20 protein-coding genes are annotated in these 19,415 nt (G+C 56.7%); 6 read left to right on the top strand and 14 right to left on the bottom strand.

Annotated elements, in window-relative coordinates; all coding sequences use genetic code 11:
• Positions 1-80: 80 nt before the first annotated feature.
• The 6 genes from ald to HY011_17150 form a co-directional block, all read right to left on the bottom strand.
• Positions 81-1,193, bottom strand: coding sequence for an alanine dehydrogenase (ald, locus tag HY011_17175; protein ID MBI3424668.1), 1,113 nt, complete (start codon positions 1,191-1,193; stop codon positions 81-83).
• Between the two features lie 78 nt (positions 1,194-1,271).
• Positions 1,272-1,706, bottom strand: coding sequence for a hypothetical protein (locus tag HY011_17170; GenBank protein ID MBI3424667.1), 435 nt, complete (start codon positions 1,704-1,706; stop codon positions 1,272-1,274).
• Positions 1,703-2,362 carry a Uma2 family endonuclease gene (locus tag HY011_17165; GenBank protein MBI3424666.1) on the bottom strand — a complete coding sequence of 220 codons (660 nt, stop codon included), beginning with the start codon at positions 2,360-2,362 and terminating at the stop codon, positions 1,703-1,705. Before HY011_17165 ends, HY011_17170 begins: the two co-directional genes overlap by 4 nt.
• A gap of 12 nt (positions 2,363-2,374) precedes the next feature.
• Entirely contained in the window at positions 2,375-3,910 is a 1,536-nt protein-coding gene (locus HY011_17160; protein MBI3424665.1) for an aldehyde dehydrogenase family protein, read from the bottom strand.
• A gap of 12 nt (positions 3,911-3,922) precedes the next feature.
• A complete protein-coding gene (locus tag HY011_17155) occupies positions 3,923-4,237 on the bottom strand; it encodes a hypothetical protein (protein ID MBI3424664.1) in 315 nt (104 codons plus the stop codon).
• 233 nt (positions 4,238-4,470) lie between these two features.
• The gene (locus tag HY011_17150) at positions 4,471-5,967 is read right to left on the bottom strand and encodes an MFS transporter (protein MBI3424663.1); all 1,497 of its coding nucleotides are present in this window, start codon (positions 5,965-5,967) and stop codon (positions 4,471-4,473) included.
• Between the two features lie 185 nt (positions 5,968-6,152).
• Here HY011_17150 and HY011_17145 point away from each other — a divergent pair, with 185 nt between their 5' ends.
• The 6 genes from HY011_17145 (at position 6,153) to HY011_17120 (ending at position 11,520) form a co-directional block, all read left to right on the top strand.
• On the top strand, positions 6,153-6,428 hold the full coding sequence (locus tag HY011_17145) for a hypothetical protein (GenBank protein ID MBI3424662.1): 276 nt from the start codon (positions 6,153-6,155) through the stop codon (positions 6,426-6,428).
• Between the two features lie 120 nt (positions 6,429-6,548).
• Positions 6,549-8,798, top strand: a complete 2,250-nt coding sequence (locus HY011_17140) for an MFS transporter (protein ID MBI3424661.1) — start codon at positions 6,549-6,551, stop codon at positions 8,796-8,798.
• A gap of 54 nt (positions 8,799-8,852) precedes the next feature.
• The gene (locus tag HY011_17135) at positions 8,853-9,659 is read left to right on the top strand and encodes a TIGR00730 family Rossman fold protein (protein ID MBI3424660.1); all 807 of its coding nucleotides are present in this window, start codon (positions 8,853-8,855) and stop codon (positions 9,657-9,659) included.
• 120 nt (positions 9,660-9,779) lie between these two features.
• Entirely contained in the window at positions 9,780-10,598 is an 819-nt protein-coding gene (locus HY011_17130; protein MBI3424659.1) for a class II aldolase/adducin family protein, read from the top strand.
• A gap of 49 nt (positions 10,599-10,647) precedes the next feature.
• On the top strand, positions 10,648-11,019 hold the full coding sequence (locus tag HY011_17125; GenBank protein ID MBI3424658.1) for a VOC family protein: 372 nt from the start codon (positions 10,648-10,650) through the stop codon (positions 11,017-11,019).
• Positions 11,020-11,211: 192 nt separating this feature from the next.
• The gene (locus tag HY011_17120; GenBank protein ID MBI3424657.1) at positions 11,212-11,520 is read left to right on the top strand and encodes an antibiotic biosynthesis monooxygenase; all 309 of its coding nucleotides are present in this window, start codon (positions 11,212-11,214) and stop codon (positions 11,518-11,520) included.
• Between the two features lie 18 nt (positions 11,521-11,538).
• Here the strand turns inward: HY011_17120 and HY011_17115 are convergent, their stop codons facing one another.
• The 8 genes from HY011_17115 to HY011_17080 all read right to left on the bottom strand — a co-directional run bounded on the left by HY011_17115 (position 11,539) and on the right by HY011_17080 (position 19,363).
• Positions 11,539-12,138, bottom strand: coding sequence for a zinc ribbon domain-containing protein (locus HY011_17115; GenBank protein ID MBI3424656.1), 600 nt, complete (start codon positions 12,136-12,138; stop codon positions 11,539-11,541).
• Positions 12,139-12,225: 87 nt separating this feature from the next.
• Positions 12,226-13,041 carry a carotenoid biosynthesis protein gene (locus tag HY011_17110; protein ID MBI3424655.1) on the bottom strand — a complete coding sequence of 272 codons (816 nt, stop codon included), beginning with the start codon at positions 13,039-13,041 and terminating at the stop codon, positions 12,226-12,228.
• A gap of 5 nt (positions 13,042-13,046) precedes the next feature.
• Positions 13,047-13,613, bottom strand: a complete 567-nt coding sequence (locus HY011_17105) for a Uma2 family endonuclease (GenBank protein ID MBI3424654.1) — start codon at positions 13,611-13,613, stop codon at positions 13,047-13,049.
• A gap of 44 nt (positions 13,614-13,657) precedes the next feature.
• Complete coding sequence (locus HY011_17100) at positions 13,658-15,514, bottom strand: CocE/NonD family hydrolase (GenBank protein ID MBI3424653.1); 1,857 nt, start codon at positions 15,512-15,514, stop codon at positions 13,658-13,660.
• A 31-nt stretch (positions 15,515-15,545) separates the two neighbouring features.
• Positions 15,546-15,842, bottom strand: coding sequence for a type II toxin-antitoxin system RelE/ParE family toxin (locus HY011_17095; GenBank protein ID MBI3424652.1), 297 nt, complete (start codon positions 15,840-15,842; stop codon positions 15,546-15,548).
• 15 nt (positions 15,843-15,857) lie between these two features.
• Entirely contained in the window at positions 15,858-16,151 is a 294-nt protein-coding gene (locus HY011_17090) for a hypothetical protein (protein MBI3424651.1), read from the bottom strand.
• A gap of 54 nt (positions 16,152-16,205) precedes the next feature.
• Positions 16,206-17,294 carry a hypothetical protein gene (locus tag HY011_17085; protein MBI3424650.1) on the bottom strand — a complete coding sequence of 363 codons (1,089 nt, stop codon included), beginning with the start codon at positions 17,292-17,294 and terminating at the stop codon, positions 16,206-16,208.
• 35 nt (positions 17,295-17,329) lie between these two features.
• Positions 17,330-19,363, bottom strand: a complete 2,034-nt coding sequence (locus HY011_17080; GenBank protein ID MBI3424649.1) for an oligopeptide transporter, OPT family — start codon at positions 19,361-19,363, stop codon at positions 17,330-17,332.
• Positions 19,364-19,415: the final 52 nt, after the last annotated feature.

Genomic DNA, 19,415 nt, shown 5'->3' with positions numbered 1-19,415 from the left:
GTTACCATACATGCCGTGGCAAACAACTCGTCGCAACCACCTCCGATTTTCTTTCGAGTGATTGAAGGAAATTGCGTTACTTACAATAATTCGTCCACCGCAACATACGCCAAATTTTGTGACTCCGCCACCGCCTGATAGGTGATGTGTCCCGCGTAAGTGTTCACGCCCGCCTTCAAATGTTTGTCCGCTGCAATCGCATCTTTGAAGCCTTTGTTCGCCAGCTTCAACGCAAACGGCAGTGTCGCATTGGTCAACGCAAACGTCGAAGTGCGCGGCACCGCGCCCGGCATGTTCGCCACGCAATAGTGCAGCACGTCGTCCACGTAATAGGTCGGATTGCTGTGGGTGGTCGGATGCGTCGTCTCGATGCATCCGCCTTGGTCAACAGCTACGTCAACAATCACCGCGCCTTTGTGCATGGTCGAAAGCATAAAACGTTTGACCAGGTGCGGAGCGGATGCGCCAGGAATCAAGACCGCGCCAACGACCAGGTCGGCGTGGGCGATGGCTTCCTGCACGTTGTAATCGTTCGACATCAGCGTCTTAATTTTTGCGCCGAAGATGTCGTCCAGATAGCGCAGCCGTTCCAGATTGCGATCCAGCACCGTCACGTTCGCGCCCAAACCGACCGCCATCTTGATCGAATTGATGCCGACCACGCCGCCGCCGATGATGACCGTTTTGGCGGGCAACACGCCGGGTACGCCTCCCATCAGCACGCCGCGTCCGCCTTCGGGCTTTTGCAGATAGTGTGCGCCAACTTGCACGGCCATGCGGCCCGCGACTTCGGACATGGGCGTGAGCAGCGGCAAATGGCCTTCGTTGTTGGTGACGGTTTCGTAAGCCACACCCGTGACTTTGCGTTCGATCATCACCTGCGTCAATTCCGGTTCGGGCGCGAGGTGCAGGTAGGTGAAGAGGATTTGATTCTCGCGCATGCGGTGGTATTCGGGGCCGACGGGTTCTTTGACCTTAACGACCATATCGGCGCGTTCCCAGACTTCTTCGGCGGAAGCGACGATCTGGCCGTTCGCGCCGGTGTATTCCTCATTGCTAATGCCGCTGCCTTCGCCTGCGTTGTTTTCGACCAGCACCGTGTGCCCGGCATCGCTCAGGGTTTTGACGCCGGCGGGGGTCAGGCCGACGCGGGATTCGTTGTCTTTGATCTCTTTTGGTAGTCCGATAATCATTGCTTACTCCTCCTGATTGCTCATTGCTTGGCTTAATTGATGGAAAAGCCCACGCCTGGCGCGGGCAAATGAGTTTGCTCAACGTTTGTAATACTCGCTGCAATAGGTTTGCAGCGTCGCCAGCAAGCCTTTGCAATCGGATGTGCTCAAGGCTTGCATTTCAGGACGCGCGCAACGTTCCAGCGTCCAGCGCGTCCCGCGAATGATCTCGCCCGGCATCGGGACGTCCGCGCAAAACTGCGGCGGGTTGGCGGCGGCGGCCAGACAGGCCAGCAGGAACGAATTGTTTTGCAGCATGCCTTTATAGTCCTGCACCTGTTTTTGCCGCCGCAATGCCGTCTCCCAGCAACCCTGATCGTCCGTTTGTTTGCCGTAAGCCAAACCTTGCGCCTGGCTTTGCTTCAGGCCAGCGCGGTTTTGCGTGAGCCAGTACCAGTAACCACCGACAACCATTGTCACGAAAAGCAGGGCAAGGGCGACAATTGCGCTAGCAACCTTGGCTTTGTTCGTCATGACTTGCCTGCTTGTAATTCATCACGAATCATTTGCACCCATTTGAAGTGCGGCATCGTGCTGCTGACAGCGAGCCATTCAGCCAACTGCTCGGCGGTTACCAGCGGAAACCACCGGCTGGCAGAGGATTCAGCATAGCTTTCTCCGTGAAGCTGATAAATTTTGATGGCGCCGTTTTCATAGCGCCAAACTTCAGGCACACCTGCGGCAGCAAAGAGCGGCAGACGATTTAGCGAAGAACTCGTGATGTCAATTTCCAGCAGTAAATCCGACGGCGGATCGGTTTCCAAACTGATTTCTTTCTGGCCCCGCATCTGGTCAACAGAGGTGAGATAGAAACACGCATCCGGCTGGAAACCTTTCTCCAAATCAGCGCGATCAAAGGTCGTAGAACCCGCCGGCATAAAATCCAGTTCCGCCATCTCCGCCAGCAATTCAAAGAGTCTTGCCAGGTAAAAATTCAACTGTTCGTGTTCGCGCCCAACGGCCATGATTTGCAATACCCCCTCGCTGAAAGTGAATCGTGTGCCGCGCTGTTCGCCACGTTCCGCATCAAGTTGCTTATAAGTAGCCCAACTTACGCCGGGCACATAAACGACCTGATCGCCGGGCGGCTGAATGATTTTGGGTTGCGTTGCCGTACTGACTGCTGCCATCACGTCCCTCCTTTACTGACCGACTTTGAATTCGTCTATCTGCGCCTTTTGCAGCTTACCGCTGTAATCCACGTAGATGGATTTCCATTCCGAGAAAATATCCAGTGACGAAATCATCGCGCCTTCGCGGTGGCCGTTGCCGGTGCCTTTGGTGCCGCCGAAAGGCAGGTGCACCTCAGCCCCGATGGTCGAAGCGTTGACGTAAAAGATGCCTGTGTTCATCTGCTCCATCGCCTTGAACGCGCGATTCACATCCTGCGTGTAGATCGAAGCCGACAGCCCATACTTCACGCCGTTGCCGATCTCGATGGCTTCGTCGAGGCTGTTGCAAGGAATGATGCTCAGCACCGGGCCGAAGATTTCTTCTTGCGCGATGCGCATTTGCGGCGCGACATCGGTGAAAATCGTTGGCTCGATAAAATAGCCGTGCCGGTATTCGCCTTTGTCCAAGCGGTTGCCGCCCAGATGCAAGGTCGCGCCGTCTTCGGTTTGGCCGATGCTGATGTAAGTGAGAATCTTGTCTACGGCGGCCTGATTGATGACCGGCCCCATCTCGACTTTGCCGTTCAGGCCGTTGCCGATGCGCAGCGCCTTGGCGCGCTCGGTCAGCTTCTCAACGAATTTCTTGTAAACCTTTTTGTGCGCGACGATGCGCGAGGCCGCTGTGCAACGCTGTCCCGACGTGCCGAACGCGCCCCAGACCGCGCCCTCGGCGGCCAAGTCCAGATCGGCATCTTCCAGCACCATAATCACGTTTTTGCCGCCCATTTCGAGCGAGCAAATCTTATCGTTTTGGGCGGCTTTAGTCGCGACTGTGCGCCCGGTGGTAGTCGAACCTGTGAATGAAACTAGCCTTACACCCGAATGTTCAGTCAGTGCGGCACCAGCGGATGTACCCGCACCCGCGACGATATTGACGACGCCGGCGGGCAGGCCTGCCTCTTCCAGCGCTTTGACCAGGTTGTAAGTTGAAAGCGGCGTGTCTTCGGCAGGCTTGATGACCAGCGTGTTGCCGCAAATCAGCGCGGGCATCATCTTCCACGAAGGGATCGCCATCGGAAAATTCCAGGGCGTAATCAAGCCGCACACACCGATTGGTTGGCGCACGCACATTGCCAGCTTGTCGGGCAATTCCGAAGGCGTGGTGTAACCGTGCAGGCGGCGGCCTTCGCCAGCAGTGTAAAAAGTCATGTCAATCGCTTCCTGCACATCACCGCACGTCTCTTTAAGCACCTTGCCCATCTCGCGGGTCATGTCGTTGGCGAACGACTCTTTGTAATCAAGCAAAATCTGGCCGAGCTTGTAGAGAATCTCAGCGCGTTTCGGCGCGGGCGTCGCCTTCCATTTCGGATAGGCAGCGCTGGCGGCTTGCACTGCCGTGTCCACATCCTCAGCGTTGGAAGCAGGGAAGACCCCGACGACTTCGCGCGTGTCGGCGGGGTTGCGATTCTCATGGTATGCGCCGCTCTTGGGTTTGACGAAGCGGCCTGCGATGTAATTGCCGTAAGTGGTTGGTGCGTTACTGCGCTTTGCTTTTGGTGTTGCCATAATGAAATCGAATTATTGTTTGCCTGAACGGGCAAGCTGAATCATCTGCATCGTATCCAAGCGTTGCGCTTTGACCGCCGCCGGTTTATGGCAGAGCGTGCACGCGACCCGTTCATCGCGCCATTTGCCGGGATGCTTATGCTGGATCTCCAGCGCGCCCAGCTTTTCCGCCGTGTGGCAGCTCAGGCATTCCGTGCGCGTTTTGGCTGCCAGATGCACTGGATTCGCAGGCAGCGCTTTGATCTTGGTTTTGGTGGAAAGGTAATAGAGCAGGCCGATGACGGCGAGCACGACGATGAGAAAGAGTAGGTCACGCTTGAGCTTCATAGCAGTATTCAGTTCGCAAAATCACCACAAAATCATTGATGTTTGAAGATGAGTCTTGTAGGAAGGCAATGTAGCAGACGGCTTCAGGCAGTGTCCAGTTAGGCCCTCGCCAGGGTTTGGCTGCTTGGTAAGATCAAACGGCGCAAAGACAAGGCAACGTACAGTTCAGCTTGTTGGCAGAGAAAGGAGAATGGGAAGAAGCCCAACGCGCTTGGCTTCCTCCCTTCCAGGCATTATCTGGTCTTGCCCATCGCTTTGCGGATTAGCGGTGAAATTGCCAGCAAGATAACCGCCGCAATGATCGGTGCGGCGGCCAGCTTACTAAACAGGCCGACTAAAGCTTCTTGTGAGTTGGTCTGAAAAAAGCCTGCCGCTTTGCCCGCTGCAAAATTGCCGAACGAAATCGAGAGGAACCAAATGCCCATCATCAACCCGGTCAGCCGTTGTGGCGCGAGTTTGGTCGTCGTGCTCAGGCCGACCGGGTACAAACAAATCTCGCCGATGGTCTGCAGCACATACACGCCGACCAGCCACCACGGCCCGACTTTAGTGCCACCACCGGTGAAGAGCGAAGCCGTCGCCAGCACCGCTGCGCCCAAGCCGACAAACAGCAATCCGAACGAAAATTTGACCGGGCTGGACGGCTGGCTTTCGCCCAACTTCAACCACAGCTTGGCGAAGAGTGGCGCGAGCAGCACGACCGAAATCGCCGGCACTGCTTGATACCAGCCCGCCGGGAATTCGCGCCCAAAGGCGAAACGATTGGTGAAGTCGCGGGCGAACAGGTTGAAGCTTGATCCCGCCTGCTCGTAACAAGCCCAAAAAATGATCGAAAAGAAAAAGAGTACGACGATAACCGCCACAGGCTTCTTCTCTTCGGGCCGCAGGAAGGCCAAAAACATCCAGCCGAAAAACAGCAGCAGCGCACACAGCATGATCCACATCTGGTTTTCGACAATGACGGCGGGGCCGAAGAACAGCACCCCTACGGCCCCGCTGATGGCCGCCATGAACAAGACGCCTTGCAGAAACCTGCTGCGCCTCTGCGTCGCCGATTGCACGGGCGGATTGCCTGAATGCGACAGGCGGTCACGGCCCGCGACATATTGCACCAGCCCCAGCGTCATGCCGATCCCCGCCGCCGCAAAGCCCAAATGCCAATTGATTTTTTCGCCCAGATAGCTGCATACGATCGGTGCCGTGAAGGCACCGATGTTGATGCCGACGTAAAAGATCGAAAAGCCCGCGTCGCGCCGTTGGTCTTCGGGGCTGTACAAGTCGCCGACCAGCGCGCTGACGTTGGGTTTGAGCAAGCCCGTGCCTAACACGATCAAGACCAGACCCATAAAAAAGGTAAAGGTGCTCGGCACGGCCATCGAGAAATGGCCGAGCGCAATGATGACGCCGCCAAAGAAAACGGCCTGCCGTGTGCCCAGCACGTTGTCCGCGAACCAGCCGCCCGGAATGGACATCAGGTAAACCGAGCCGGTGTAGGCCCCATAAATCGCGGCGGCCTTTTTCGTATCAAACCCCAATCCGCCGCTCGCCACCGCTGTCGTCATATACAGAATTAGCAATGCACGCATGCCGTAATAGCTGAAGCGCTCCCACATCTCAGTGAAAAAGAGCGTCGTCAACCCACGCGGATGGCCGCCGATGCCTGCTGTGTCTTGTATAGGAGCCGCCCCGGCGACAACTGCGCCTGCGGACGTCTCGGAAATTGCGCTCATCAGATGTCCCGCCTTTGTTGTTGGAATGTTGGAACTGGAATTTGCGCGTCAGCCTAGCACAACGACTCCATCCTCAAAAGGTTTGATGGAGCTTGGCCGTGTTCAACGTTGCTGTTTGGCTTGGCTCCGGCTTTCTGCATTTGGCTCTTTCCCGCCTGCGCGGTTGCGGTTAGACTACGCGCACTATGGATGAACGCGATTTCTACACCGAAAAATCTGAACTCAAAACCGCCAACTACAACTGCCCGAAATGCCGCCAGCGTTACGACTTTCAGGTGCGCTGGTTGCGGCGCACCAAGAAGCGCGACTTGCCGCGCGGCGCGAATGAATTCGACCGCGCCAAATTCGCCAAGTCGCGCGATTACATGGTGCGCGTGGACGACATGCTCTTCTGCCCGAATCCGAGCTGCCGTGCCAAGTTCGAGATTCCGAACATGCAGACCGTCGTCTTTATAGACTGAAGGGCGCTGACCGAGGTGCGGTACCGGGAGCAGTAGCGACCGGGTTGACTATCGCATCTGTCCGTCAACGGCAACATTACCCCGTCGCTACCGCTCCCGGTACCGTACCGAACCATCGCTATGTCTGCTCCCATCACCCGCGTTGAAATCGTTCAAAATACGCTCACCCAATACCTCGCTTCGGCCCGCCCAGCTTCAGTTCAACGAACTGCTTCTGATTTGCTGAGCGACAACGGCACGCTCACCGTTCAGCAAGCCCTGGAAATCTTTGAGGATCAAGTCACCAGCCGTTTGCTGGATGTGGCCGCGCGCGAACTCAAGCGGCGCAACGAAGGCTTCTATACGATCTCCAGCGCTGGGCACGAGAACAACGCCGTCGTCGGCGCGTTGTTGCGCTTGGATGATCCATGCTTGCTCCACTATCGCTCCGGCGGGTTGATGATGGCGCGTTCGCGGAAAGCACCGGACGTAGATGCCATTTACGACACGTTGCTGTCCTTCGCCGCTTCCAAAGAAGACCCGATTGCGCAGGGGCGGCATAAGGTTTGGGGCAGCCGTCCGCTCTGGGTGATGCCGCAAACCAGCACCATCGCCTCGCATTTGCCGCGCGCTGCGGGGTTGGCCTTTGCCTTGCGGCAGGCGCGGCGCTTGGGCAAGAGCCAGGACTTGAGCGATGACTCGATTGTGTGCTGTTCGTTTGGCGACGCTTCGGCCAATCACGCGACGGCGCTGACCGGGATCAATGCGGCGCGCTACACCGTGCGGCGCGGCGGGCAGGCGCCGATTCTGTTTTTGTGCGAAGACAATGGCATCGGCATCTCGGTCGAAACGCCGCGCAACTGGATTCACGATTCGTTCAGCGGGCAGCCGCACTTGCAATACTTTGAGGCGCAGGGCGCGTTGGATGAGATTTATGCGGTTGCAGCAAAAGCCATCAATACCTGTCGCGCGACGCGCACACCGGTCTTTTTGCATCTGCACGTGACGCGGTTGTGGGGCCACGCGGGCACGGATGTCGAAACGACCTATCGCACACAGGCTGAGATTGCTGCCGCCGAAGCGCAAGACCCGCTGCTCGTCAACGCGCGCCTGTTGATCGAAAACGGCGCAGCCCAGCCGGAAACCTTGCGCGGCATGTTCAGCCGCGTGCAGGCGCGCATTGACGAGGCGCTGGAACGCGCGATTCGCCGCCCCAAGCTGACCAGCGTGGCCGAGATCATCGAACCGCTCGCGCCCTACGCCGAAGAGGCGATTCGCTTGGAAGCCGAACCGCAAGCCGCCTCAGATGCGCGCTTGAAACTGTTTGACAACGTCTTGCCCGAACAGGCGACCGCGCCGACCAAACGCACGCTGGCCGCGCACATCAACTCCGCCCTGGCTGATGAAATGCTGCGCCTGCCCGAAATCATCGCCTTTGGCGAAGACGTGGGCAAAAAAGGCGGCGTCTATTACGTCACCCAGAGTTTGCAGAAAAAGTTCGGCGTTGCGCGCGTGTTCGATACCTTGCTCGATGAATCTACGATCTTGGGTCTGGCCCAAGGCGCGGCGATGCTTGGCTTGCTGCCGATTCCGGAGATTCAATATCTGGCTTATCTGCACAACGCGCTCGATCAGATTCGCGGCGAAGCCTGTTCGCTGTCGTTTTTCTCTGCCGGGCAATTCACCAACCCGATGGTTGTGCGCATCGCGGGGCTGGCGTATCAGAAAGGCTTCGGCGGCCATTTCCACAATGACAATTCGATTGGCGCGCTGCGCGATATTCCTGGGTTGATGTTGGCTGTACCGGCGCGTGGCGATGATGCCGCGCGCATGTTGCGCGGAGCCATTGCGGCGGCGCGCGCTTGTGGCCGGGTGGTGTGCTTTCTCGAACCCATCGCGCTGTATCACGAAAAGGATTTGTATGCCGATGGCGATGGCCTATGGCTGAGCGATTACCCCGAACCGGGCGCAATGCTATTGCCGGGCGAGGTCGGCGTTTATCCTCAAGACAATTGGGCAGAAGCCCGCGATGTCTTGCTTGTCAGCTATGCCAATGGCTTGCGCTTGTCATTGCGGGCGGCGCGTGTGTTGAAAGAACAGCACGGCATCAACGCCCGTGTGCTGGATGTGCGCTGGCTCAATCCGCTGCCGTTCGCCGCCATTCAACAGCACGCTGCCGAATGCGGGCGTGTGGTCGTCGCCGATGAATGCCGCGCAACGGGTGGCGGGATTGCCGATGCCGTGATCGCCGCGTTGGCTGAAGGTGGCTTCACCGGAGCAATGCGTTCGGTGCGCGCCGTTGATTCCTATGTGCCCTTGGCGGCGGCCGCCCATCTGGTTTTGATTTCCGAGACGCAAATTGTCGCGGCTGTCGTGGCCGCTTGTTCATGACCTGTTGCGCTGTGAGTACTACTGGGGAAACGTGTGAATTGAAAGAAGAGAACCATGCCAGAAACTGCACCAGAAACTCTGCCTGAAACTGTGACTGAAACTCCGCTGATTCGTAAATACGGTGATCGCTATTTACTCGAAGGCCCGAAATCGCGTTCTTCGGAACTCTGGATGATATTGCGCATCTTGAGCGAATTCATTCGTGGGTTTCGCGTGCTGCATTTCGTCGGCCCCTGTGTCACGGTTTTCGGTTCGGCGCGCTTCAAAGAAGAGCACCGTTACTATCAATTGGCGCGCGCGGTCGGTGGCGCGCTGGTGCAGCAAGGCTTCACCGTGATGACGGGCGGCGGGCCGGGGGTGATGGAAGCGGCCAACCGGGGCGCGAAAGAAGCCGATGGTACCTCAATCGGTTGCAACATCATCTTGCCGTTTGAACAACAGCCCAACCCGTACCTGGATCAGATGCTGGAGTTTCGCTATTTTTTCGTGCGCAAGTTGATGCTCGTTAAATACTCTTACGCCTTTGTCGTACTACCCGGCGGTGTCGGCACGATGGACGAGTTGTTTGAGGCGCTGACATTGATCCAGACCAAAAAGATTCGTGATTTCCCGGTCGTGCTGATGGGCAAAGATTACTACGCCCCGATGCTCGAATTTATGGCCAGGATGCTGGCCGAAAAAACGATCAGCCCGCCGGACCTGAATCTGTTTCTGGTCACCGATTCGATTGACGAAGCGATGGCCCACATCGAAAAACACGCCGTCGAAAAGTTTGGCCTGCTGCGCCGCAAAGCGCCCTCCGCTTCGCCGTTGTTGGGCGAACGTGCGACGGGCAAGCTCAAATTGCCGCAGGCCAGTTAGGTGTACAGTCGGCTGCCAGCCGGCTGCTGAATTGGCCGAGCTTTTTTCTGACGGCCACTATGTATGATTGGCAAACCGCAACCGGCTGGCAGTCGGTTGCACCTTTGAGGATGATTGGTTATGGAATCCCAAGCTGCCCAAGTCGAAACACAAACTGACAAATTTATGAAAGCGCCGGAAACCCGGCTGAACATCCCGCAACCGCCCAGCTTCGCCAATACCGAAGAGGCGCGTTTGTATTGCAAGCAACGGCTGGCCGCCGCCTTTCGTCTCTTCTCCAAATTCGGCTTTGACGAAGGCGTCGCCGGGCACATCACCGCCCGCGACCCTGAACGTAAAGATCATTTCTGGGTCAATCCCTTTGGCGTAGATTTCAGCCAAATTCGTGTTTCAGACTTGGTCCTCGTTAATCACAAAGGCGAAGTCGTCGAAGGCGGCTATCCGGTCAACGCCGCCGCGTTCGCCATTCATTCGCAAGTGCACGCCGCGCGTCCCGATGTCGCCGCTGCCGCCCACGCGCATTCGATGTATGGCAAAGCCTGGTCGGCACTGGGCCGTCACCTCGACCCGCTGACGCAGGACGCCTGCGCCTTTTACGAAGACCACGGCATCTTCAACGATTACACGGGTGTCGTGCTTGATCTCGAAGAAGGGCAGCGCATCGGCCAGGCGCTCGGCGATCACAAAGCCGTCATCCTGCGCAATCACGGCCTGCTGACGGTCGGCCAATCCGTAGACGAAGCCGCCTGGTGGTTCATCACGATGGAGCGCAGTTGCCAGGCGCAACTATTGGCCCAAGCCGCTGGCGAGCCAATCCTGATTGAGCACGAACAGGCCAAGAAGACGCATGGTCAGGTTGGGAGCCAATTGGCGGGCTGGTTCCAGTTTCAGCCGTTGTATGGGCGGATTGTGCGTGAGCAGCCGGATTTGTTGGACTAACGCCGGTCATCAACATAGTTCGGCGTGAAACACTTAAGGAGAGGAAGCGATGCCAAATTATCCATCCGCAAATCCGGCCCAGTTCATACAAGGTGCGCCGGTGCTGCACGTTCCTGACGTTGAGGCGGCGGCAAAGTACTACAGAGATGTCTTGGGGTTCATTTCGGATTTCGGAAACCAAGACTACGCGATCGTATGGCGGGACAACTCCGCAATTCATTTTGTTAAGAGCAATGGGAGTCCAAGTGGCGTGCACTTGTTTCAGTGGGTTCGCGACGTTGACGCCTGTCATAGGGAAGTTCGAGAACGAGGCGCAGAGATCACCACAGAACCCGGAGACAGGCCTTATGGTGTCCGTGATTTCAGCATTCGCGACCCGAACGGCATTTCTATTATCTTCGGCCAAGACATCGAAGCCTAACAAACGCATGCAACGGAGCGCGCAAGATAACTTGGCCGTTGAACCTGAGATTCGGTGCGCGCCCGCTGATGCGCGGCGTTAGACAGGCAGTTGAATATGAATATCGAACGACGCGAATTTATTGCAATCACTGGGGCTGCGGCGTTGGCTGCAATGAACCCCAGCGATGCTTTGTCGAAAGGGACACAACCGATGTATGGCTTGATCGGAAAAATGACGGCGGTGGCGGGGAAGCGCGAGGCCCTCATCGCCATCTTGCTCGAAGGTGTGGCGGGTATGCCCGGCTGTCTTAGCTACATCGTCGCCAAAGACCCGGCGGATGCCAACGCGCTTTGGATTACGGAAGTTTGGGACAGCGAGCAAAGCCATAAAGCTTCGCTGTCGCTGCCCTCGGTGAAGGAAGCCATTCAGAAAGGGAGACCGCTGATCGCGGGCTTTAGCGATAGCACGGTAACGGAACCTATCGGCGGTCACGGGCTGGCTGCCGCCAAATCGAAATAAGCCTCCGCAAACGGCGCCTTACCTTTTGTTATTCGCCAATTCGTGGGTCGTATGTTCGGTGATGGTCTGTGCGAAAGCTTCAGCGGACGCCGGGTTCAAATCGCGCGGGGTAATTTCCGGCAATTGCTCGGCAGCCTTTTGCGCCAAGCGGTCGGTCGTGTGGTCCGTGATGGTTTGTGGTGGCAGCGTCAAATACCTGCCGTTGAACATCAGCCCCAAGCCCAAAAAGAACGTGGTTACGCCCAGTGCCGCTACCACAAATAACCCGTGATCAATGCTCAACGCCACCACTGAAAACGCCAGCGCAGCGCCCAACCCGATGGCGGCAGTCAACAGCCCGGCGCGCATGCGGCGCAACCGTTTCTCTTCCGGCGATTCGAGAAACTTTTCAATTTCAGGCAAGACATCTTCAGCAACCACACTGAGTTCATCCGCCGAATCAACGGCGCGGATGCGATCCGCCAGCGCGCGCCCGATTTCCTGACGTGCCGAAACCGCCGAAGCTGTGATGGCATCAGGCTTTTCCAGGACGGTGCGCACCGTCCGCAAATCCGTACCGCAGGCGCGGCAAAATTGGCCGCGCTGCCGTTCTTCCGCTCCACAACTAGGACAAAACATGCTTGAACCTCGTCTGAATGATGTTGATGATCTTGCTGTGCGACCAGACTACGCCAACGCCGAATCCAGGGTTCTGCTGATGTTTGATTACGGCAGCACAGGCGGCGCGTAAGAAGAGCGCCGGACGGCCAGCGCCAACATCACCAGCAGCGGCAAGACCAGAAAACAATCCACCATGGCCAGTCTCAAATCGCCAATCCAAACGGTCATAAAGAGATTGAACCCCAAGACGCCGAAATAAAGGCCGACGGCACCCAGCGCTTTGAACGGATACGCGCGCACGCCTTCCCAGCCCCAGTGCGCCAGCAGCGTTCGTTCCAGCCAGCCATACAGGTGCAGGATCGCCGCGCAAAGCAGAAACCAGCCCGCGAAATTGGCGAGCGTGATGCCGAAATAGATGCCGCCGTCAGGGTAGTAGTAAAGCTTGCCCAGAAACCATTTCTCGCCCTGAATGGTCAGCGGGTCAATCACGATGTCGAGATAGGTCATCAGGAACGCCGCCAATAAGGTCACGGGCCAGCCGTGACGGATTGCGTCCCGGTTGACAATCTGTACATTGCGGCGGCTGATCGGCAATTCCCCCAGCAGCAAAATCGCGACTTCCCAACTGAGGTACGAGAGAAAGGAGAACGAGAGCGAATCCATGAAGGGCACACCCGCAACCCACAATTCGCGGTCAGCCGTCGTGTTGATGTATTTGTAAATGCCGAAGGGGATGCCGATGTCGGCGACAGCGGAACTCCACTCGCTCAGCCACGCCAGCAAATAGGCGAGCACGGTGTAAACGGCGGTACGCTTCCAGCCCATGTGCGTGATGGCGATGGCGAGATAAAAGGCGAGGAAGACAAAGACGTAGGGGCGCAGGGCGATGGTCGAGAGCAGAAGCCAGAGCGTGTGCAGCATTGCGGCTAACCCAGAATGTCGTCAGCTTTCAGCTCAAGCTGTGGCAAGCTTGTTGAGATGATTGCTTGTCCGCGTTGCACAATGTGAACTTCCTGATAGATGCCATTGTGTGGCTTGGAATGCACTTCAATCCGATCTTTGGTCAAGTCCACCAGCCACACTTCAGCAACGCCGGCAAGGGCATAGGCGGGCAGTTTGACCTCGCGATCAACCATGACTGAGCTATCGGCAACTTCGATCAAAAACAAAACGTCGGCAGGCAGCGGATGATGGCTTTCATAAAAATCATCCTGTGGCTTAAGTACCGAAATGTCAGGCTGTGGTTCGGAATAATCGTCTAACTGAATCGGATCTTGGATGCCAATCAGCAGCGACGGATCGAGTTTTCGACCAAGTAGTTTATTCAGTCTTTTTACCTTGGCTGTATGGCGTTTGCCGATTGGTGACATTTCGATGATCCTCCCATTCAGTAACTCAACCCGGCTGTCTTCGTTGAGCACACCTGTTTCAAGCATGCGGTGATAATCCGCTACCGTGAAGTGATAGTAAGCGGGTTGAACTGATGTGGACATAAGCTGAACTGAAGTTGACATAATTCCTCCGCGTAAATCCCGCTTCACTTTACCACCGGCAACTTGAGGTGCGAAGCCAGCGCCTTCGACCGGTAAATCCGCTGCGTGGCCGCGATGTAATCGGCATCGGTCGCCTTGAAGATATTCTCGACGTACTTTTGCGGATTGCGATCAATCACGGGGAACCAGGTGCTTTGTACCTGCACCATGATCTTGTGGCCCTTTTTGAAACTGTGATCTTTGTGGATCAGATAGACGTTGAACTCTGCCGGCTTATTCGGCACCAGCGGCTGCGGTTTGTCGAAGCCTTTGTAATAGCGCCCGCGCATGACCTCGCCCGCCAGCATGAATTGATAGCCGCCCATTTTGAAATTGTCGGCGAGGTCTTCGGGATAGACATCAATCAGCTTGACGATCCAATCGCTGTCGGTGCCAGAGGTCGCGGCGAAAAGTTGCGCGGTGATTTCGCCGCTGACGGTGACATCCTGTTGCAATGTGTCCGTCTCCCACGTCAGCACATCGGGACGGCCATCGGCGAACCGTTGGTCTTCTGTTAGCCAAACCGACCAGCCAGAGCCTTTGCGGAAATAAGTCGGTTCAATCGGACGTTTGCGATAGGGCACGGGATGTTTCGGGTCGCTGATGTAACTGTCGAACGCCTTGTCGCCTGTAGCTTTATCCATCTCTGGGGGCGCGTCGAAAGACAGCTTGCCATTGGCGTGAAAGTACAGATTGCGCGTCGTCGTCAGGTTCGCGGGCGGCCATTGATCGTAACTCTTCCACTCGTTGCTGCCGGTTTGGAAAGTCTGCGCTTCGGGGAATTGGCCCGTGCCTTTGCCGTGCAGGTGGTAGGCGAAAAACGGCGCTTCGATCTTTTCGCGGAAGTATTGCCCGGTGGCTTGTTTGTTGAATTCGATGTTGCCGAGCTTATCGCCCGCACCGCCGCGCCAGCCGCCGTGATTCCAGGGGCCGGCGACGAGGTAGTTCATGTGTTGTTTGTCGTTCTGTTCAAGTTTGCTGTACGCCTTCATCGGCCCATAAAAATCTTCCTGATCGAACCAGCCCGCGACATGCAGCGTCGGCACGGTCACGTCTTTCAAATACAACACCGCCGAACGCGCCTGCCAGTAGGCGTCATAACTCGGATGTTCGATAAAGGCTTTCCATGTGGGCAGCCGCGTCGAGAAGAAATTTGAGAGCGCGCCCTGCTTCAAATACCACTCGTACATGTCGTAGGTATTGAAGGTCGGATCGTCGCCGCCTTTAGTATTCTCGACGCCGTAAACGTATTCATAGCCATACGCCAGCCGAAAACCGCCTTGATGAAAGAAGTCGTCGCCCATCCAGGTGTCGTTCATTGCGGCCTGTGGCGACAGCGCTTTGAGCGCGGGATGTGGTTCGAGCAGCGGCACGACCGAGAGCCAGCCGGGATAGGAAACGCCGAAGATGCCGACGCGCCCGTTGTTGTTCGGAATGTTTTTGACCAGCCAATCAATCGCGTCGTAAGTATCGCTGCTTTCGTCCACGGCCTTGGTGTCGTTCTTGTCACGTGTGGTCAAGGCGGGGCGATTCATCATGAAATCGCCTTCGGATTTGTATTTCCCGCGAATGTCCTGGTTGACGAAGATGTAACCGTCGGCGACCAACTCTTTATTGGCGAAGGGAAGATTGCGACACCGCCCCGGGTTGGAACCATACGGCGTGCGCGTCATCAGAATAGGCAGCGGCTGCGTCTGGTTTTTCGGCGCGCAGATGACGGTGTAAAGCTTGACGCCATCGCGCACGGGCACCATTTGTTCGCTGGCGGCGAATTCGACTGGCGCTGGTTGTTGCGCTAACACAGGTGTAAAACAAACAATGGAGAGAATGATGGTAAGCAGATTTATAAATGAATGATTCATGGTTCCTCACGCAGAATAAGGTGCTGTTCTCTCAAAGCTGGGAAAACCAGTTTGCTAGGTCTTGCGCACTGTGACGCACACGCCAGATTTCTATCATCTTGTCAGAGGGTTGATAGAAAATCAGATAGTTGTCCATGACCAAACAGCGAATCCCAATCGCGATGTCATTGCGTTCACGGCCCAACTGCGGAAAGTTGGTCAGCATATTGAATTTCTTGCGAAACTTTTTCATCAGTTGCAGGGCGGCAGCCGGACTATGTTGTGCAACATAGTCCGCAATTTGGTAGAGGTCTTCTTTAGCGGGTTCAGAAATAACGACTTTGCTCATGTAGCCGCTCCGCAATTACTGCTTGGCGAGTCGAACTTGAATGGTGGCTTCGATTTCATCCATCATTTCGTCAACCGTGTCATAGGGTGAGCAATGGCCCTGGCGGATTTGCTCACCCCCAAACAGAACCTCCTGCCGTAGCGTTTCAAACTGCTCCGGCGTGAAGTCGAACTGGGCGGAATCCTGTTCGATCAATGTTCGTACATAAGCCTCTGCTGTTGTGCCAAATGCTTTTGCCCGCTGGTCGAGCGCCTGCAAGATTTTTGGATTCAGCCCCGTGATTTCAAGCGTACCACTTTGAGAATTCATATTTGCCCCCGGACGAAAAATGCGGCGAACTCGCTTACCGCATCTTTCGTGTGATTATTTTACTCGCCTCAACTTAATCACGCGCCCTGCCAGCATCCACTCTTCGACATACAAGTTGCCCTTATTGTCCCAGGTCACCCCGTGCGGCGAGGCGAATTTGCCTTCCATCCACTGTTCCGGTTTGAGCGTGTTTTTCTGGCGCAAATTGGTGTCCATCTGATCGCCCAGATGGGTGACGAGTTTGTTCTCTTTGTCCAGGATCGTCACGCGGCCAGCCAGGTCGCCGATCACCAAATCATTGCCCCGGATGTGCAGCGTCGCCGGGAAGCGCAGAAAATCGTTTTCCGAACCGTCCAGCGTTTTGACGTGTTTGCCCTCCAGCGTGAACCATTGCAGGCGATGCATGGCGCGATCCGTGACCAGGATCGTGGCCGGGCTGGTACGCGAGTCCACGATGATGGCGTGCGGCGTGTTGAACTTGCCGTTTTCTTTCGGGTTTTCCTTCGTGACCTTGCCGCCCCAGGTGTTGAGGTATTCGCCCTTCGCGTTGTAACGATGGATGTAATTCAGGCCGTAGCCATCCGTGACATAAAAATCACCGTTGGGCGCGACGGCGATGCCGGTCGGTTTGAACTGATCTTTGCTTTGATACACGCCGGATTTTTCCGGCCAGCCCAAGGTCCGAACGGCTTCGCCCGCCAGCGTCAGCTTGGCGAATTCGTGGCGGTAGAGGTTGGTCAGATAGATGAATTCCTGGCCGCCCTCTTTGCGCAACAGCATGCCGTGCGTGCCGTTGCCGTCCTTGTCCGCTTTCCATTCCTTGCCGAAGGAGCGGAGGAACTTGCCGTTCTCGTCAAAGACGATGATGGCGTTTTCGGTGTCGGTGTTGACGTAGACGTTGTTCTTGGCGTCTACCTGCACGGCGCCGTGCGTGCTGCCATAGTTCATGCCGGCGGGCAGCTTGCCCCAACCGCGCACCCATTCGTATTTGTGATTACCCGCGCCCATCAGGATAGGTTGTGCACCTGCTTGGCGCGAGCGGGCAAAGAAGGTCTGCGAGGTCAGGGTTGTCAGTGCCGCGCTCGCGCCCATCCCGAAGAGGAAGCGGCGGCGCGCCAGGTTTGCAAAGTTGCTGTTTCGCATCGAAATGTCTCCAAAAAGTTATTTGAAAATCAGGGTTAGGCCTCTAACGGCTGCCGCGAGGCGCGTAACAGCAGGAAGCAAAGCCCGGCAAAGAAAAGAATGCCGATCAAATCGGCGGCGGTGCCAAAACGTTCCCAGCCGTGAATGCCGACGGTGTCTAGCAGATATTGAATCACCGAAACCGATTTGGGCTGCCCATTCACCACCACCGTTTTTTCTACGCCGTTGAGCAAGGCGATTAGCACGCCGGTCAATGAGCCACCCGCCACCAGGCCCGTGCTGTAAAGCATCCCGGACGTGACTTCAGATTCGCCGTGCGCATCAGCTTGAACACCGCTCATCCGATCCGCCCAAGCACGCATCAACCCGCCCACGAAAATCGGCGCAGTGGTCGAGATCGGCAAATAGGCGCCGACGGCGAATGACAGCGAACGCACGCCGCATAATTCAACGACAACCGAAATGCACATGCCGACGAAAACCAAGCCCCACGGCAGATCGCGCGCCAGCAGGCCTTTGATGATGGTCGCCATCAATGTGGCTTGGGGCGCGGGCAGCCGTTCTGAACCGATGGCGTGCGCGATGCCTTGGAACTGCATGGAATGGTCGAGCGCCTGCAAGGTCAGGCCAATGACAAAGGTCGAGACCACAACGCCGATAATCAACCCGAGTTGTTGATAGAGCGGCGTCGCGCCCACGATGTAGCCCGTCTTCAAATCCTGGCTGGTCGCGCCCGCCACGGCGGCGGCAATGCACACGAGGCTGCCGACGGCCAGCGCCAGCGATTGATAGGCCACGCCATTCCAACCCAGGCTGACAAAAATCAAACAGGTCGCCATCAAGGTGGCGATGGTCATGCCTGAGATGGGGTTGGAGGAATTGCCGATCAGCCCCGTGATGCGCGAACTGACCGTTACGAAAAAGAAGCCGAAGACGACTACCATCAACCCCATCAGCAATTTTCCGGCGATGGTGTTGCCCGGCAATTGCGGCAACAGCGCCACGATGAAAACCAGCGCCAGCGAACCGAGGATGACGTAAGTGATCGGCACTTCGCGTTCGGTGCGCGACACTTCCACGCCGGATTTCACATCGCGCAGGCTCTTAAAACTTTCGCGGAAGGCCGCCACAATCGTGGGCAGCGTGCGCAACAGCGTAATCAACCCCGCCGCTGCCACCGCGCCCGCGCCGATATAGCGCACGTAACCCAGACGGATTTGCGAGGGCGACATATCGCGGATCAAGGTGTCGCCGACGCCCGGTTTCAACACCGCTGGTAAGGCGTCGCCGATGAATGTGATCAGCGGAATTAGCACGAGGTACGAAAGGACGCCGCCCGCCACCAATACACCGGCAATGCGCGGGCCGATGATGTAACCGACACCCAGATATTCTGGCGTGATTTCGGCGCTCACACTGGCGTTCGGAAAGCTGGAAGTATGTGATGCGCGCGCTGTCGGCGTCTCTTTCCAGAAGCCGAAAATGCTCATCGCCACTTTGTAAACGACCGCAATGCCGAGTCCGGCGAAAACCTTGCCCGCAAACGAACCGCCTTTTTCACCGGCCACCAACACGTCAGCGCAGGCCGTGCCTTCAGGGTAGGGCAGGGTGCCGTGCTCTTTGACAATGAGCGAGCGGCGCAGCGGCACCATCATCAGCACGCCCAGGATGCCGCCGACAATCGCCAGCGAAAAGATGTTGAAGTAGTTGAAGAAGCTTTCGCCATTCGTCAGAAAGATCAGCGCCGGAATCGTGAAAGCGACTGCCGAAGCAACTGATTCGCCCGCTGAGCCAATGGTCTGCACGATATTGTTTTCGAGGATGGTGGATTTGCCGATGCGTTTGAAGACGGCAATCGCCAGCACCGCAATCGGAATCGAGGCCGAAACCGTCAACCCGGCCTTGAGCGCCAGATAGACCGTGGATGCCCCGAAAATGATGCCGAAGATTGCGCCCAGCACAACAGTGCGCAGCGTGAATTCGGCAATGACCGTGGATGCGGGAATATAAGGCTTGAACGTCGCGGCGCCGGTACTGCTGGGCGAAGTCTCATTGCTTTCAACAGCCATGAAGGCCTCCTTGGGGTGATGGGTTGTATCGGAAAGGGGTGGAGAGTAACCG

The organism is Acidobacteriota bacterium (genome assembly GCA_016196035.1).
In the GTDB taxonomy this organism is placed as follows: domain Bacteria; phylum Acidobacteriota; class Blastocatellia; order RBC074; family RBC074; genus JACPYM01.
The sequence above is the reverse complement of the archived record's forward strand: the minus strand, read 5'-3'. Positions and strand labels throughout refer to the sequence as shown.